Below are 15,971 nucleotides of genomic sequence, written 5' to 3' on the forward strand. Positions count from 1 at the left end.
TCAGCCTGCGGTGCGGGCACGCGCCTCGGCAACGCCGCGGCGCACGCGATTGGCAATGGTGTAAAGCGACAGCAAGGACAGCGCCAGCCACAACCAGGAAGCGGCAGCGCCGAAGCCCAGCCCCAGCCCCGCCCACAGTGCGATGGCCCCGACCGCGAAGGCACGGTCGCTCTTGCCAAGCGGGCCGTCGTAGCGCCGGCTGGCGCCGGCAAGGGGCCCGACCAGGCCGGCGGCCTCGGCCATCACCGCCAGCAGCGCAAAGGTGCCGACCTGCGCCAGCCCGAAATCCGGCAGCGCGGCCAGCGGCAGGATCAGCGCCAGGTCCGAGACGATGTCGCCAAGTTCGTTGAGGTAGGCGCCGAGCGCGCTCTGCTGGCCGTGCTCGCGCGCGAGCATGCCGTCGATGGCATTGAGCGCCATGCGCAGGAACAGCCAGAGGGGAAACAGCAGGAACAGCGCCGGGCTCTCGGTCACCAGCATGCCGATGGCAGCCAGCACGCCGACCGCGAGAGAGCCGGCGGCCGCGGCGATCGTGACCTGGTTGGCGGTGGCGCCGCGATGGGCCAGGTCCTGCACCACCGGGCGCAGCCATGCCTGGAACCTGGGCTTGAGTTCGTAGAGCGTCATCGCGCCGGCCTCCCGCCGAGCTGATGCCGGAAGCGGCGCCGCGCGCCTTGCCGGTGCCGGCGCTTGCGCTGCGCCGCTGGCCGGCCGGGGACCCCCTTCCGTCTTGTTCTTGGTGGCGTTTCTTGTAGCGTTTCGTTGTGACTGCCCGGCCCGCACTGACGCCCAAACCAGCGGTGCCTTTGACGGCACTCTACAGCCAAGTCCGAGACATTACCAGAAGCGGCTTGCGCCCTGTACTGAACGATTTCGAATGCGAGATACGGTCCCGCTACGGCCAAAACCAGGCCGAGCTCAGGCCGCGGCCAGCGTGCTGCGCACGGCGTCGGTCACTTGCGTCACCACGCCGTCGCGCCAGTCGTCGGCGTCGCCATAGAAGGCCCGCCACATCGCCTGGCGCACCAGCGCGCGCTGGTTCTCGTCCGCTTCGGGATGCCGGTGCAGCCAGTGGTCGCCACGCAGCGCGTCCAGCACCTCGCCCACTGGCAGCGTGCCGAATTCCAGCGCGATGCCGGCATAGTCGATCCCCGGCAGTGTCTGCGGCACCGCACGCCAGGCCAGCCCGGTCAGGTTGGCCGAGGTCGACGAGCCGTCATAGATCGACGTCACCCGGCTGCCCCAGATGGCGCGCGTGCGCGTCAGCGACTCGGGCGTGTCCGGGCCCATGTGGATCGGCTCGCCATAGCCCCACGGCCCCAGGCCGGTGTGCACGTCGATCCAGCGCAGCGTCTCGCGCCCGGCGCCGAAGCGCGCCAGGATGCGGCATAGCGTGTAGTTGCTCCAGGTCGCCTTGGTGCCGCCGAAGAACATGCCGTCCGGGTCCTGGTACTGGCCGCCGCTCAGCGCGGCCTGGTACCACGCCATGCCGCGCTCGGCCACGGTCTTCATCAGCTGAGCCTGGTCGGCGTCGGATGGCGGCCACTGCGCCGGCAGCAGCAGCGGCGCAATCTCCGCATATGGCCCGTTGTACGGCAGCGGCTGCGAGAAGTCCATGAAGTTGCGGTTCAGGTCGACGTTGTCTTCGTTGACCCGGCGCAGATGCGAGAAACCGTAGGGATTGATGGCATGGACCAGCAGCAGGCTGGTGCCCGCGGCGGCGCAATCTGCGAGCAGCGCGGTGTCGTTCAGCATCGCAATCTGCACGCCTGAGCCCGCGAAGCCCTCGGCGCCATGGGTGCCGGAAGTCACCATCAGGCACTGCCGCGCGCCGGGCGGGCCCACCTGCGCCACGTCGATCGCCAGGTCCTCGCCGGCGCTGCCGCGGCGGGTCGGATGCGGGAACTGCGCCAGGTCTGCCCCGGCCGCGCGCGCGGCATCGAGGAACTTCTGGCGGGCTTCGGCGTAGCTGCGCGAAAAAGGACTCATGGCGTCACCGGCGGATGGCGATGCAGGCCATTAGACGCCATTTCCACCGGTTCTGCCAGTTGCGCCGAATGGGTAGCTAGAACAGCGAGCCGTTCGGATCGGGTAGCGCCGAAGCGGCCGGGACCGCCCGGCTTGCCGCTTCCGCCGCGGCGCCCCAGATGCCGGGCGAGGTAAAGGCCTGCGGATGCATCTCGATCCCTGCCGCGGCCAACTGGCTGGCAGTCAGCACCAGGTGGCGCGCCAGCCAGTCGTGCAGGCCTCGCAGGAAGCGGATGTTGTCGACGCTGTTGGAGGCGGCGATCAGCCGCTCCAGCTTGACATGGGCCGTATAGACGTCGAGCAGGTTGGTGGCGCGCAGCCGCGGCGGCGTGCTGGGCGCGCGCTCGATCGCCAGGATGCGGCGCACCTGCGCAGTGGCCACGTCGCCGGTACGCAGGTATTGCTCGTAGACCGGGTCCAGCGCGGGAAAGCGCACGGTGGGCTGCACGCGCGGCACGGCGGCCACTTTTTCCATGCGCAGGACAAGGTAGCGGATGGCCGCAAGGCGTTCTGCCGCCGCGGTTTCCGCCGCGCTACGCCTTCCGCGCCGGACGCCGGCGGGGATGGGATCGGGCAAGGCCGAGCGCGGCACCACGTCGCGCTCGGTGTAGTCCGGCACCTGCAGAAGCAACCCGGGATGCGCCACCGCGGCGCGGGCGCAGTCTTCGCCGAACGGATACTCATGCCCGGCGGCGTCGCGCAGGATATAGGCCTGTCCGTGCGGGAAACCGTGGTGCCGGCGGCTGTTGCCGCGCGCATGGCAACGGGTGTCCAAGTCGACGAAGTCCTTGCGTACGGGGATCCAGCCCCCGTCGTGTGCCTGGGTCATGCGAATGCGTAGTGCCGGGTTGGCTGGGTTGGCTGCGGACCCGCTATTGTCGCCGATCCGGAGGATCCGCTGCCGGCAGGCGCTACTTCAGCATGAACGACATCGCCGACAGGCAGTTGAGCATGCGTACCGCGGCCTGCACGGAATCGGCCTGGAAGCCCAGGGTCACGCCATCGAGGCGCTCCAGCGTCGGCCACTGGCAGAACAGGTCGGCATGCGCCGGCGTCAGGGTCTGCAGCCTGGTGCTCACCGGCGCTTCGAGCCGCAGGCATTGCGCCTGCGCCGCGCCGCGCACGCCCTCGGCCGCGGCCGCCTGGATCGCCTCGCGCGCCGCCGCCGGCGACAGCGTGGTGCCGCTGCCGAAGCCGCCGGCACGCTTGGTCTCGGCAAAGCGCACCCACGGCATCAGCGGCCGGGTTTCCTGCACGAAGACGTCGTCACCGCTGGCCATCAGCACCGGCACGCCCAGTTCCCCGGCCAGCGCGCCGTAGAGACCAGCCTCGCCAAGTTCCATGCCGTTAAGCCAGACCCGGGCGAAGGCGCCGCTGTTGATGGTGTGCGCCAGCACGCCGCGGCTCTGCGCGCGGCCGTGGTAGCCGATCATCAGCACGCCGTCGGCGCCGTCCTCGATGCCGGCCATCATGCCGAGGTAGCGCGGCTTGCCGAGCACCAACCGCGCGCGCGGGTCGATCTGGTCCGGCAGCAGGTTGCGGAAGCCGCCATGCGAGTCGTTGACCAGCACTTCGGTGGCGCCGCCGGCAAAGGCGCCGGCGACGGCGGCATTGGCCTCGGCGCTCATCCAGGCGCGGGCGCGTTCATATTCGCCGCTGCCGGGGCGGGTCTGCTCGGCGTGGAAGACGCCGGCGACGCCCTCGATATCGGTGGAAATCAGGATCTTCATCAGGCGGATTGGCGCAGTTCTGGCATGACCTCCAGCAAGGCGCGGCGGGCATGGCCGTCGCGGCCCTGCACCGTCGCCGCATGCCAGAGCGCATGGACGATGGCCTGCTCGACACTGTCCGCGGCGGCGCGGAACAGCGGGTCGAGCAGCGTTTCGTGGAGCATGGCGACCGCAGGCATCGCGCGGTCGGCCTGGTGCGGGACGGTATAGGCGGTCGAGAAGGCGAGCGCGATATCGCCCGAGCCGTGCCCGAACACCGAGCCGGTGCGCGCCAGCCCCGCACCCGCGCGCAGCGACATCCGGCGCAGCTGGCGTGCGTCCAGCGGCGCGTCGGTGGCCACGACCATGATGATCGAGCCTTTTTCAGGCAGCGGCGGCTGCGCCACCGCGTCGGGCTGCGCCAGGCGCTGCGCCAGCTGCGGCCCGACCAGCCTGCCCGCCAGCGTCAGCGACTCCGGCGTGCCGAAATTTGCCAGCACCAGCGCGCCGACACGATAGCCCTGCGCGATGCGCGATGCCGTGCCGATGCCGCCCTTGACGCCGAACGACGACATGCCGCGCCCGGCGCCGATCGCGCCCTGCGCGACGTCCTGGCCGGCAGCGGCCAGCGCCGCGTCATAGTGGCTACCGTCCACTGCCATGCGCTGGATATCGTTCAGGTAGCCGTCATTGCATTCGAACACCAGCGGATTGACCGTCGGCCATGCGCGTCCGATCTCCGGGTTGGCGGCGACGGCGGCACGGATCTGCGCCTGCGCCATGGCGCCGACCGAGAAGGTGTTGGTCAGCGCAACCGGCGTCTCCAGCACGCCCAGTTCGTCCAGCTGCACCAGCCCCACGCTCTTGCCGAAGCCGTTAAGCACGGTGGCCGCCGCGGGCACCTTGTCGCGATACAGGTCACCGCCGTGCGGGCGGATCACGGTGACGCCGGTCTGCACCGCATCCTGCGCCAGCGTGCAGTGGCCCACGGTCACCCCTGGCACGTCGGCGATGCTGTCGCGCTGCCCGGCCGGCAGGCTGCCGATACGCGGCACGCCCTGCGTCGATGTCTGCATGGCTCACCGGCGGTCGATCTTGGGATCCAGCGCGTCGCGCAGGCCGTCGCCAAGCAGGTTGAACGCCAGAACCGTCAGGAAGATCGCCAGGCTCGGGAAGATCGCCACGTGCGGCGCGGTCACCATGTCGGCGCGCGCCTCGTTCAGCATCGCGCCCCACTCCGGCGTGGGCGGCTGCGCGCCCAGCCCCAGGAACGACAGGCTGGCCGCGGTGATGATCGACGTGCCGATCCGCATCGAGAAATACACCACGATCGACGACACCGTGCCCGGCAGGATATGGCGCATCAGGATGGTCCAGTCCGACGCGCCGATGCTGCGCGCGGCCTCGACATAAGTCAGCCGCTTCAGCATCAGCGTATTGCCGCGCACCAGCCGCGCGAAGGCCGGAATGCTGAAGATCGCCACGGCAAAGATCACGTTAGTCATGCCATTGCCGAGGATGGCAACGATGCCGATCGCCAGCAGGATGCCCGGGAAGGCGAAGAGCACGTCGGAGATCCGCATCACGATGCGGTCCCACCAGCCCTCGTAGTAGCCGGCCAGCAGGCCCAGCACGGTGCCGATCACCGCGCCGATGATCACTGACAGGAAGCCCGCCGCCAGCGAGATGCGCGTGCCGGCCAGGATGCGGCTGAAGATATCGCGCCCGAGCGAATCGACGCCCATCCAGTGCGCGGCCGACGGGCCGGCGTTGAGCGCGTCGTAGTCGAAGAAATTCTCGGGGTCGTACGGCACGATATGCGGCGCCAGGATGGCGACCAGCACCAGCAGCAGCACGAACACGCCGGCGCCCAGCGCCAGGTGCTGCTTGCGGAATTTGCGCCAGAACTCGGTCCAGGGCGTGCGCACGGCTTCCGGCACGGGAGCGGTGGCGGGTGCCGCTTCGCTTGCGGCGGGCGTGGAAAGCTCAGTCATGCCGGCCTCACTTGTAGCGGATGGTTGGGTTGATCACGGTGTAGAGCATGTCCACCACCAGGTTGATCAGGATGAATTCGAGCGAGAACAGCAGCACCTCGGCCTGGATCACCGGGTAGTCGCGCATCTCGACGGCATCGACCAGCAGGCGGCCGAGACCCGGCCAGTTGAACACTTTCTCGACCACGATCGAGCCACCCAGCAGGAAGCCGAACTGCAGGCCCATCATCGTCACCACCGGGATCATGGCGTTGCGCAGGCCATGCTTGGCCACCACCACCGTCTCGCGCACGCCCTTGGCGCGGGCGGTGCGGATAAAGTCTTCCTGCAGCACCTCGACGAACGAGGCGCGGGTAAAGCGCGCCATGACCGCCGCCACCGCGGCGCCGAGCGTGATCGACGGCAGCACGTAATGCTTCCAGCTGTCGGCGCCGATCGAGGGCAGCCAGCCCAGCTGCACGGAGAACACCTCCATCAGCAGCATGCCCAGCGCAAAGGCGGGGAACGAAATCCCCGATACGGCCAGCGTCATGCCGAAGCGGTCCGGCCAGCGGTTGCGCCACACCGCCGAGCCGATGCCAATCGCCATGCCGAACACCACCGCCCACGCCATCGACGCCACCGTCAGCAGCAGCGTCGGCATGAAGCGGTCGCCAATCTCCTCGCTCACCGGGCGCTTGGTACGCAGCGAATGGCCGAATTCGCCGCGCAGCGCGTTGGAGAAGAAGTTGACGAACTGCTCGTGCATGGGCCGGTCCAGGCCCAGATCCTTGCGCACCAGTTCGACCGTGGCCGAGTCGGCCTCGGGGCCCGCCGCGAGCCGCGCGGGATCGCCCGGCAGCAGGTGGACGAACAGGAACACCAGCACTGCCACGATCAGCAGCGTGGGGATCACGCCCAGCACTCGTTTGAGGAAGTAGTTCAGCATGAAGCACCAGAATGAATGACAGCAAGCGAGGCCGCGGGCCGCCCGCCTGCGAACCCCGCGTCGCGGGCCGGCGGCCTTGTGTCGGCTTGCTGCTTCGCTGCTCGTTGGGTCAGGGTCCTTGAGGCGGCTGGAGTACTGCCCGCGCCCGCCCTCACCCCCGGGCCCCTCTCCCGCATGCGGGAGAGGGGAGCAAATCGCCGGAGCTGGAACGACCCGTTGTGTTCTCCCCTCTCCCGCGCGCGGGAGAGGGGCGGGGGTGAGGGCCGGCACCTCAACGAAGTCCCGCCCTTCGCTTCACCCCTCACTGCTTGATATCAATCTCATCAAAATTAAACGACCCGTCCGGCATCACATACGCCCCAGCCAGCCGCTTGCTGCGCGCGAACAGCACCTTCTCCGTCACCAGGAAGGCCCACGGGGCATCCTTCCAGATGCGTTCCTGGGCGTCCTTGTACAGGCGGGCCTTCTCGCCGCGGTCCGTGGTACGCAGCGCGCCGGCGATATCCGCATCGACCTGGTCGTTCTTGTAGTAGGCGGTGTTCAGCAGCTTGGGCGGCATCGACTCAGAAGCCAGCAGCGGACGCAGCGCCCAGTCCGATTCACCGGTCGACGACGACCAGCCGATGTAGTAGATGCGCACACCGGCGTCTTCCGGCTTCTGCACGCTTTCAACCTTCTCCACGCGCTGCCCGGCTTCCAGCGCCTGCACCTGCGCCTTGATGCCGACCTGCTGCAGCTGCTGCTGCACGAACTGGATCACCTTCTGCGCGGTGGTGTGGTTGTAGGCCGACCACAGCGTGGTCTCGAAGCCGTTCGGGTAGCCGGCTTCCTTCAGCAGCGCGCGCGCCCTGGCCGGGTCATACGGCCACGGGCCGAGCTTCTCGGCATAGTCCACGCCCGGCGGCACCACGCCCTCGGCCGGCACCGCGTAGCCAGCAAACGCCACCTTGGCCAGTGCATCCTTGTTGATCGCGTAGTTGATGGCCTGGCGCACCTTGGGGTCGTTGAATGGCTTGACCATGGTGTTCAGGCTCAGGTAGCGCTGGATGATCGACGACGACGCGATCAGCTCGACCCTGGCGCTGTTCTTCAGCACCGCGGCCTGCTCGAACGGGATGCTGAAGGCAAAGTCCGCCTCGCCGGTCTGCATCACGGCGGCGCGCGTGTTGTTGTCGACCACCGGCTTCCAGGTGATGGTGTCGATCTTCGGGTAGCCGGTCTTCCAGTAGCCGGCGAACTTCTTGCCCTTCAGGTGATCGGGCTGCTTCCACTCGACGAACTCGAACGGGCCGGTGCCGACCGGATGGAAGGCAATCTCCTTGCCGTACTTTTGCAGCGCGGCCGGCGAGATCATCACCGCAGACGGATGCGCCAGCACGTTGATGAACGGCGAGAACGGCTCCTTCAGCGTGACCTTGACGGTATTGGCATCGACCACGTCGGTCCTGGCGACGCGGTTGAACAGCGTATAGCGCTTGAGCTTGTTGGCCGGGTTGGTCACGCGGTCCAGGTTGGCCTTGACCGCGGCGGCGTCGAACGCGCTGCCATCGTGGAACTTGACGCCCTTTTTCAGCTTGATGGTATAGGCGAGGCCGTCCTTGCTGACGTCATAGCTCTCGGCCAGCACGTTGACCAGTTTCATGTCCTTGTCCATGCCGAACAAGCCTTGGTAGAAGCTCTTGGACACGGCCTGCGACAGCGTGTCGTTGGCGTCGTACGGGTCCAGCGTGGTGAACGTGGAAGCGACAGCCATCACCGCGTCCTTGGCGGCAAAGGCGGACACCGGCGCCAGCGCGCCCATCGCGCCAGCCATGAGCAGCCCGGCCAGCAGCCTGGGCGAAACCATCCGTGCAGACATCTCGATTCTCCTTGGATTGACTTCCGTTTCAGTAGGCGCCGCCAACGGCGTGCCGCGCAACAAAATGGCCGGCCCCGGCGCTGCCGGCGACCTGCACCAGCGGCTGCACCACCGGTTCGTCGCCGACCGCTCGGATCGGGCTGGGAATCTCATCGTTCAGCGGCTCGCGCCGCAGGTGGCGCCGCGCCGGGTCGGCGATCGGCACCGCCGACATCAGCTTCTTCGTGTACGGGTGCTGCGGGTTCTCGAAGATCGCGCGGCGCGGGCCGATCTCGACGATCTGGCCCAGGTACATCACCGCCACGCGGTGGCTGACGCGCTCCACCACCGCCATGTCGTGCGAGATAAACAGGAAGGCGATGCCCAGCTCGCGCTGCAGGTCCAGCATCAGGTTGACGATCTGCGCCTGGATCGACACGTCCAGCGCGGACACCGACTCGTCGGCCACCACCACCTTGGGGTTCAGCGCCAGCGCGCGCGCAATGCAGATGCGCTGGCGCTGGCCGCCGGAGAACTCGTGCGGATAGCGCGCCGCGTGCGACGGGTCCAGCCCCACCTTGTCGAGCAGCCAGGCTACGCGCTGCTCGGCCTCCTTGCCGCTGGCGGCCTTGTGCACCAGCAGCGGCTCCATGATCGAATAGCCGACCGGCACGCGCGGGTCGAGCGACGCGAACGGGTCCTGGAAGATGAACTGGATATTGCGGCGCAGGGTCTGCAGAGCCGGGCCTTCCAGCTTGCTGATGTTCTGCCCGTTGAATTCGATAGTGCCGCTCTGGCTTTCCACCAGCCGCAGCAGCGAACGGCCCGTGGTGGACTTGCCGCAGCCGGACTCGCCCACCAGTGCCAGCGTTTCGCCGGGATAGAGATCGAAGCTGACTTTCTCCACCGCATGCACGCGGCGCGTGACGCGGCCGAACAGGCCGCCGGGCACGTCGAATCGCGTGACCAGGTCCTGCACGCGCAGGATCGGGGCGACACCGGGCTGCACCGTGTCCTGCGGCGCAGCCTGCTCCGCCCTGGCGCTATCCAGGCGCAGCAGCGGGAACTTGGCCGGCAGGTCGGTCCCGCTCATGGCGCCCAGGCGCGGCACGGCCGACAGCAGTGCGCGCGTGTACGGATGCGCAGGCGCGCGGAACACGTCGTCGGAGCTGCCCTCCTCCACCTTCTCGCCGCGGTACATCACCAGCACGCGATCGGCCACCTCGGCCACCACGCCCATGTCGTGGGTGATGAAGACCACGCCCATGTGCATTTCGGCCTGCAAGCCGCGGATCAGCTGCAGGATCTCGGCCTGGATGGTCACGTCCAGCGCGGTGGTGGGCTCGTCGGCGATCAGCAACGCCGGCTTGCACGACAGCGCCATCGCGATCATCACGCGCTGGCGCATGCCGCCGGAAAGCTGGTGCGGATAGCGCTCCAGCACGCGGCGCGCCTCGGGGATGCGCACCAGCTCCAGCATGCGCAGCGCCTCGGCACGCGCCGCGGCGCGGCTCTTGCCCTGGTGCAGCCGGATCGATTCGGCGATCTGCTCGCCCACCGGGAACACCGGGTTGAGCGAGGTCATCGGCTCCTGGAAGATCATCGCCACGTCGGCGCCGCGCACGCTGCGCAGCGTCGCGTTATCCGCGCGCGCCAGGTCGATCACCTCGCCGCCGCGCCGGCGCAGCAGCATGCTGCCGCTGACGATCTTGCCGCCTCCATGCTCGACCAGCCGCATCAGCGCCAGCGACGTGACCGACTTGCCCGAGCCCGACTCGCCCACCACCGCCAGCGTCTCGCCGCGGTCGACATGGAACGACAGGTTGCGCACTGCCTCGACGGTGCGTTCGGACGTGGCAAAGCGCACGCTCAGGCCATCGACCGAGACGACGCGCTCGGGCGGCAGGACGATGCCGGAGGCGGAAGCGTGCGCTTGCGCTGGAATATTGGCCACTGGAACTCCTTGTTTGCTGCGTGATGCTCAGGACTGGCGGATGCGGGGATCAGCCGTAGATCGAGACGCTGACCGCCTCGCCCACGCGGGCAAAGCCGCGGTACATGCCTTCGGTGTTGAACGGCAGCGTGACGTTGCCGGCGCGGTCTACCGCGATCAGTCCGCCCCGGCCTTCGATGGCGACCAGTTTTTCCATCACCACGCGCCGTGCCGATTCTTCCAGCGACAGGCCGGCATAGCGCATCTGCGCCGAGACATCGTGAGCGGCCACGGTGCGGATAAACATCTCGCCAGTGCCGGTGGCGGACACTGCCACCACGTCGTCGGCATAGCAGCCCGCACCAATGACCGGGGTATCGCCGACGCGCCCCACCTTCTTGTTGGTCACGCCGCCGGTAGAGGTCGCCGCGGCGAGGTTGCCGCGGCTGTCGCACGCCACCGCGCCAACGGTGCCGAACTTGCTGTCCGGATCGATCGGGTCGGCCGGCACGTTCCGTGCCCCCAGTGCGGCGGCATCATGGTCGAGCAGCGCCATGCCGGCGGTACCGCGTGCGCGCTGCCATTGTTCGTGGCGTGCCTGCGTGAAGTAGTATTCCTGCTCCACCAGTTCCAGCCCTTGTGCGGCGGCGAAGGCCTCCGCGCCGGCGCCGGCAAACAGCACATGCTCGCTGTGATCGAGCACCGCGCGCGCGGCCAGCACCGGGTTGCGCAGGCGCGTGACGCAGGCCACCGCGCCGGCATCGCGGGTGGCGCCGTCCATCACCGCCGCGTCGAGTTCATAGGTGCCGGCATGGGTCAGCACGGCGCCCTTGCCCGCATTGAACAGCGGGCACTCCTCCAGCAGGCGCACGGCCTCGGTCACGGCATCGAGCGCGTTGCCGCCGTCGGCCAGGATGCGCTGGCCGGCCCGCAGCACGTGTTCCAGCGCCTCGGTGTATTCGCGTTCGCGCGCGGGATCCATCGCCTCGCGGGTGATGGTGCCGGCGCCGCCGTGGATGGCAATGACTGCTTGTTGCATGGGATGGTTCAGGACTTCTTCAGGTTGGACGCGCGGCGGCGCGTGGTGCCCGCCGCCTGCGCTTCGGTCGGCTGCGGTCCGGTTGACCCGGCTGGCCCGGCTGGCCCGGCACGGCCGGCGCGTTCGGCGCCCGGCGTGCCATAGAGCCACGGCAGCAGGAATTCGGTCATTTCGGCGGCGGCCTTGACCGGCCGCTCGGCGCGGTGCGCGACCGCCCCGCACAGCGCTTCGATCAGCGCCAGCACGGTCGCATCGGAGTTGGCAGAGAGCCGGTTGGCGGCCTGCGCGTACAGCGCGATATCGGCCAGCGGCGCCAGCGGCGAGGTCGGCCCGTCGGTCAGCGCCAGCACGCGGCCGCCGTGCGCCCTGACGCGCTGCGCCAGTTCGATGGTGTCGGTCACGTAGCGCGGGAAGGCGATCACGATCAGCAAGTCGCTCGGCTGCAGCTTGAACAGCTGGCGCGCCGCGTGCGAGGCACCGCCGGCGCCGGCGACCGAGGTAACCATGCGGCAATGCATTTCCAGCCCGTGCTGCAGCAGGCCGGCCAGAAAGCCGCTGGCGCCGAAGCCCGCCACATAGACGCGCTGCGCCCCCAGGATCGCCGAGACCGCACGCTCGCATGCCTGCGCGTCAATGCCGCGCCGCGTGGCTTCGGCATTGGCGGCCGCATCCTCGAGCGAGGCGGCGAACACTTCAGCCACGGTCGCGGGCCGTTCCAGTTCGCTGCGCAGCCGCTCGACCGGCGCCAGCGTGGCCTCGAAGCCGCGCACCAGCTCGGTACGGAACTGCGGATAGCCGTCGAATCCCAGCGCCCGCGCGAAGCGGTTGGCGGTGGCCACCGACACGTCCACCGCCGCGGCAAATTCGTCGATGCGCATCGTAGCCGCGCGGAACAGGTTGGCCAGCACGTATTCCGCCATGCGGCGGTGCGCCGGCGTCAGCGTGGGCAGGCTGCGCGCGATGCGGTCGGAGATCGAATGGCCTTGGGTCATGTCGGGTGGGGATGGCGTTGGCGTGGGCGACGCTGCCGGTTACATTCTGAAAAACATCGTGAAAATGAATTTACACTCAACCCACCCACAAAGAAAATAGAGTTTTGGAGATTCGAGGGTAATCCCTAGCGCCGACCGCCATGCGGCGCACCGGGGCGGTGCGCAATGCCGCGGCATTTCTGGCATTTCGCCATTCGCGGGCATGCCCCGCACCGGAAACGCTACAATGCCGGCCAGCGCCGCCAACCCGCCTTGGCCGGCTTTTCCGCGTAGTTGCCCGTTCCCGTTCAGAAGTTTCCCCGCACGTGATCCGAATCGACCAGCTTGTCCTCCAGCGCGGCACCAAGGTGCTGTTCGACCACACCAGCGTGACGCTCAACCCGGGCGAGCGCGTGGGCCTTGTCGGCGCCAACGGCAGCGGCAAGTCGACGCTGTTCGCGCTGCTGCGGGGCGAGCTGCATCCGGACGGCGGCGATGTCAGCGTTCCGGCGCAATGGCGCGTCGCGCATGTGGCGCAGGAAACGCCGGCGGTCAGCCGCAGCGCGGTCGAGTACGTGATCGACGGCGACACCCGCTTGCGCGAGATCGAAGCCGCGATCGCGGCCGCACAGGCCAGCGGCGACGGCACCGCCGAAGGCGAAGCCCACGCCGCCTATGCCGATGCCGACGGCTACACGGCTCCCGCGCGCGCCGAAGCGCTGCTGCTGGGCCTCGGCTTTACGCTGCCCCAGGTAACGCAGCCGGTATCGTCGTTCTCCGGCGGCTGGCGCATGCGTCTGAACCTGGCGCAGGCGCTGATGTGCCCGTCCGACCTGCTGCTGCTCGACGAACCGACCAACCACCTGGACCTGGACGCCATCGTCTGGCTGGAAGACTGGCTGGCACGCTACCCGGGCACGCTGGTGATGATTTCGCACGACCGCGAATTCCTCGACGCGATCTGCAACGTCACCGTGCATATCGAGAACCAGCAGCTGCGCCGCTACGGCGGCAACTACACGCTGTTCGAGACCCTGCGGCTGCAGCAGATGGCACAGCAGCAGGCCGCCTACGCGCGCCAGCAGAAGGAAATCGCGCACCTGGAGTCGTTCATCACGCGCTTCAAGGCCAAGGCGACCAAGGCGCGCCAGGCGCAGAGCCGGGTCAAGGCGCTGGAGAAGATGGAGCGGCTCGCGCCGGTGCACGTCGCCGCCGGCTTTGCCTTCGAGTTCCGCGAGCCCGATGCCGCGCCCAACCCGATGATGGTGCTCGACGGCGTCGATTGCGGCTACGCCGAGGCCGAGCCGCCGGTCACCATCCTGCACAACCTGGCGCTGTCGATCCAGAATGGCCAGCGCATCGGCCTGCTTGGCGCCAACGGCCAGGGCAAGTCGACGCTGGTCAAGACGCTGGCCGGCACGCAGGATCCGATGACCGGCACGCTGCGCCTGGGCAAGGGACTGCAGATCGGCTACTTCGCGCAGCACCAGCTCGAGACACTGCGCGACCACGACTCGCCGCTGCAGCACCTGGCACGCCTGGCACCTGACGTGCGCGAGCAGGAGCTGCGCGACTTCCTCGGCAGCTTCAATTTCCGCGGCGACATGGCCACGTCACCGATCGAGCCGTTCTCCGGCGGCGAAAAGGCACGCCTGGCGCTGTCGCTGATCGTCTGGCAGAAGCCCAACCTGCTGCTGCTCGACGAACCGACCAACCACCTCGACCTCGATACCCGCGAGGCGCTGACCATGGCGCTGGCGCAGTTTGAAGGCACGCTGATCCTGGTCTCGCACGACCGCCACCTGCTGCGCGCCACCGCCGACCAGTTCATGCTGGTCGCGGACGGCACCATCAAGCCCTTCGACGGCGACCTGGACGACTACCGCGACTGGCTGCTGCAGCAGGCCGCCGCCAAGCGCAATGCCGCCACGGCCGCGCACCTGGCTGAGAACAGTGGCGATGCCGCCACGGTCAACCGCAAGGACCAGCGCCGCGCCGAGGCGGATGAGCGCCAGCGCCTGTCGGCGTTGCGCAAGCCGCTGACGAAGGAGCTGGAAAAGGTCGAGAAGCGGATGGCGGTGCTGCAATCCGCCAAGGAAGAGATCGACCGGTTCATGGCCGATGAATCGAGCTATGCCGAAGCCAACAAGGCGAAGCTGATGGAGATGCTGAAGCGCCAGGGCGAGGTCAATGGCGAGCTGGAGACGCTGGAAGAGAAGTGGCTGGAGCTGCAGGAGCAGATCGAGCAGATTGCGTGAAGGATAGTTCCCTCAATAAAAAACCGGCGCACACTGCGCCGGTTTCTCTTTCCGACTCCGTCATCCTTCAACGGAAATTCTTCTCCCGCCGGATCAACCCCACCGCCAATGTCAGCGTCAGGATAAACAACCAGATCAGCGACCACGCCGGCACCGACAGGCCCAGCACCGGCGGCAGCGGCGCCGCGCACAGGCCATCGGCATAGAACACCTGCGGCAGCACCTTGGCGGTCGGCAGCGCGTTGACCCAGTTCTCCAGCGGATCGATGCCGCAGGTCGCCTTCGGGTTCAGCAGCAGCGACACGTGGTAAACCGCCACGGCAATGCCGGCGATACCCGACAGCATGCCCAGGCCCTGCCACAACGAACGCGTGTTCTGTGCCACCACGGCGAGCAGCGAGAAGATGCCGATGCCGATAAATGCAAAGCGCTGCATCACGCAAAGCGGACAGGGCTGGTAGCCCTTTTCAAACTGCAGGTAGAGCGCAACGCCGACCAGGCCGAAGGAAACCAGGGCGATCAGCAAGAAATAGGCGCGGGAATTGGCTTGCATAGTGGTGATAGAGGGTGATCCGGTAAGCAGTGCCGTCAAGTGACTTCAGTTCGGGGCGCGGCATTGCTGCGCATTATTACCGATTTTTCCGCGCCCGCCTTGGGCATCACATCGGCTGCGCATCCCCTGCCCTGTGGCGGATTGACGCAGGGCACTATGCCGCGCCCGCCCGCCATGTCGCGCGCGGCAAACGGTACAGGCAATGGGAACGCAGCGGATGCCCCGGCGGCAGCGCAGGATGTTCGAACCCCAGCGCATCCTCGCGCATGCCCAGCCGTTCCATCACCGCGCGCGAGCGGCGGTTGTCCAGCGTGGTGAAGGAAACGATCTCGTCCAGGCCAAGCGTGCCGAAGCCATAGGCCAGCGCAGCGCGGGCCGCTTCGGTGGCAAGGCCGCTGCCCCATGCATCGCGCGCCAGGCGCCAGGCGACCTCGACACAAGGCGAGAACGGCAGCGCGGCAGCCGGTTCGTGCAAGCCGACAAAGCCCACGAAGACGCCGTCCAGCTTGCGCTCGACGGCCCACGGCCCCCACCCGCGCCCAGCGATCAGTGCCCGGCAACGATCCGCCATCGCGTCGCTTTCGGCCCGCGTCAGCGGCGCGGGGAAATAGCGCATCACCTCCGCGTCGGCATTCAGCGCGGCGAATGGCGCATAGTCGGCATCGCGCCACTGGCGCAGCCGCAGCCGCGGGGTTTCGATGCGCAAGCTGCCGTCGTCCAT

At 68.2% G+C, this 15,971-nt stretch carries 14 protein-coding genes; 1 reads left to right on the top strand and 13 read right to left on the bottom strand.

All coding sequences use genetic code 11. The features are described 5' to 3' along the window. From J8I34_RS02145 to J8I34_RS02195, 11 genes are all read right to left on the bottom strand, one after another. The gene (locus J8I34_RS02145; RefSeq protein ID WP_029045821.1) at positions 1 to 627 is read right to left on the bottom strand and encodes a CDP-alcohol phosphatidyltransferase family protein; all 627 of its coding nucleotides are present in this window, start codon (positions 625 to 627) and stop codon (positions 1 to 3) included. 291 nt (positions 628 to 918) lie between these two features. Then, positions 919 to 1,989 carry a M14 family metallopeptidase gene (locus J8I34_RS02150; protein WP_029045820.1) on the bottom strand — a complete coding sequence of 357 codons (1,071 nt, stop codon included), beginning with the start codon at positions 1,987 to 1,989 and terminating at the stop codon, positions 919 to 921. A gap of 76 nt (positions 1,990 to 2,065) precedes the next feature. After that, positions 2,066 to 2,857, bottom strand: coding sequence for a hypothetical protein (locus J8I34_RS02155; protein WP_209775245.1), 792 nt, complete (start codon positions 2,855 to 2,857; stop codon positions 2,066 to 2,068). 82 nt (positions 2,858 to 2,939) lie between these two features. Then, positions 2,940 to 3,758 carry a M55 family metallopeptidase gene (locus J8I34_RS02160; RefSeq protein ID WP_209805226.1) on the bottom strand — a complete coding sequence of 273 codons (819 nt, stop codon included), beginning with the start codon at positions 3,756 to 3,758 and terminating at the stop codon, positions 2,940 to 2,942. Then, positions 3,758 to 4,813: a DmpA family aminopeptidase gene (locus J8I34_RS02165; RefSeq protein WP_029045817.1), complete on the bottom strand. Its 1,056-nt coding sequence runs from the start codon at positions 4,811 to 4,813 to the stop codon at positions 3,758 to 3,760. The genes J8I34_RS02160 and J8I34_RS02165 overlap by 1 nt, the downstream gene beginning before the upstream one ends. Positions 4,814 to 4,816: 3 nt before the next feature. Continuing rightward, entirely contained in the window at positions 4,817 to 5,731 is a 915-nt protein-coding gene (gene gsiD, locus J8I34_RS02170; protein WP_029045816.1) for a glutathione ABC transporter permease GsiD, read from the bottom strand. Positions 5,732 to 5,738: 7 nt separating this feature from the next. Continuing rightward, positions 5,739 to 6,659 carry a glutathione ABC transporter permease GsiC gene (gsiC, locus tag J8I34_RS02175; protein ID WP_029045815.1) on the bottom strand — a complete coding sequence of 307 codons (921 nt, stop codon included), beginning with the start codon at positions 6,657 to 6,659 and terminating at the stop codon, positions 5,739 to 5,741. Between the two features lie 301 nt (positions 6,660 to 6,960). Continuing rightward, on the bottom strand, positions 6,961 to 8,517 hold the full coding sequence (gene gsiB, locus J8I34_RS02180; protein ID WP_209775242.1) for a glutathione ABC transporter substrate-binding protein GsiB: 1,557 nt from the start codon (positions 8,515 to 8,517) through the stop codon (positions 6,961 to 6,963). Positions 8,518 to 8,545: 28 nt separating this feature from the next. Continuing rightward, positions 8,546 to 10,450, bottom strand: a complete 1,905-nt coding sequence (locus tag J8I34_RS02185; protein ID WP_198030798.1) for a dipeptide ABC transporter ATP-binding protein — start codon at positions 10,448 to 10,450, stop codon at positions 8,546 to 8,548. 49 nt (positions 10,451 to 10,499) lie between these two features. Continuing rightward, positions 10,500 to 11,468 carry an isoaspartyl peptidase/L-asparaginase family protein gene (locus tag J8I34_RS02190; protein ID WP_029045812.1) on the bottom strand — a complete coding sequence of 323 codons (969 nt, stop codon included), beginning with the start codon at positions 11,466 to 11,468 and terminating at the stop codon, positions 10,500 to 10,502. A gap of 8 nt (positions 11,469 to 11,476) precedes the next feature. Beyond that, the gene (locus tag J8I34_RS02195; RefSeq protein ID WP_209805227.1) at positions 11,477 to 12,460 is read right to left on the bottom strand and encodes a MurR/RpiR family transcriptional regulator; all 984 of its coding nucleotides are present in this window, start codon (positions 12,458 to 12,460) and stop codon (positions 11,477 to 11,479) included. A gap of 305 nt (positions 12,461 to 12,765) precedes the next feature. Here J8I34_RS02195 and J8I34_RS02200 point away from each other — a divergent pair, with 305 nt between their 5' ends. After that, a complete protein-coding gene (locus tag J8I34_RS02200) occupies positions 12,766 to 14,697 on the top strand; it encodes an ATP-binding cassette domain-containing protein (RefSeq protein ID WP_029045810.1) in 1,932 nt (643 codons plus the stop codon). Positions 14,698 to 14,764: 67 nt separating this feature from the next. On the opposite strand, the gene J8I34_RS02205 is transcribed toward J8I34_RS02200, so the two are convergent. Next, on the bottom strand, positions 14,765 to 15,250 hold the full coding sequence (locus J8I34_RS02205) for a disulfide bond formation protein B (protein WP_029045809.1): 486 nt from the start codon (positions 15,248 to 15,250) through the stop codon (positions 14,765 to 14,767). Between the two features lie 154 nt (positions 15,251 to 15,404). Further along, positions 15,405 to 15,971 (bottom strand): GNAT family N-acetyltransferase, encoded by a 567-nt coding sequence (locus tag J8I34_RS02210; RefSeq protein WP_029045808.1) that lies wholly within the window; start codon positions 15,969 to 15,971, stop codon positions 15,405 to 15,407.

This window comes from Cupriavidus phytohabitans (assembly GCF_017815025.1).
GTDB lineage: Bacteria > Pseudomonadota > Gammaproteobacteria > Burkholderiales > Burkholderiaceae > Cupriavidus.

Coding starts and splice junctions, on each gene's coding strand:
- gsiC (WP_029045815.1), bottom strand. CDS start 6,659: ATGCTGAACTACTTCCTCAAACGAGTGCTGGGCGTGATCCCCACGCTG.
- J8I34_RS02155 (WP_209775245.1), bottom strand. CDS start 2,857: ATGACCCAGGCACACGACGGGGGCTGGATCCCCGTACGCAAGGACTTC.
- J8I34_RS02165 (WP_029045817.1), bottom strand. CDS start 4,813: ATGCAGACATCGACGCAGGGCGTGCCGCGTATCGGCAGCCTGCCGGCC.
- J8I34_RS02210 (WP_029045808.1), bottom strand. CDS start 15,971: ATGGACGACGGCAGCTTGCGCATCGAAACCCCGCGGCTGCGGCTGCGC.
- J8I34_RS02160 (WP_209805226.1), bottom strand. CDS start 3,758: ATGAAGATCCTGATTTCCACCGATATCGAGGGCGTCGCCGGCGTCTTC.
- J8I34_RS02145 (WP_029045821.1), bottom strand. CDS start 627: ATGACGCTCTACGAACTCAAGCCCAGGTTCCAGGCATGGCTGCGCCCG.
- J8I34_RS02205 (WP_029045809.1), bottom strand. CDS start 15,250: ATGCAAGCCAATTCCCGCGCCTATTTCTTGCTGATCGCCCTGGTTTCC.
- J8I34_RS02150 (WP_029045820.1), bottom strand. CDS start 1,989: ATGAGTCCTTTTTCGCGCAGCTACGCCGAAGCCCGCCAGAAGTTCCTC.
- J8I34_RS02195 (WP_209805227.1), bottom strand. CDS start 12,460: ATGACCCAAGGCCATTCGATCTCCGACCGCATCGCGCGCAGCCTGCCC.
- gsiB (WP_209775242.1), bottom strand. CDS start 8,517: ATGTCTGCACGGATGGTTTCGCCCAGGCTGCTGGCCGGGCTGCTCATG.
- J8I34_RS02190 (WP_029045812.1), bottom strand. CDS start 11,468: ATGCAACAAGCAGTCATTGCCATCCACGGCGGCGCCGGCACCATCACC.
- gsiD (WP_029045816.1), bottom strand. CDS start 5,731: ATGACTGAGCTTTCCACGCCCGCCGCAAGCGAAGCGGCACCCGCCACC.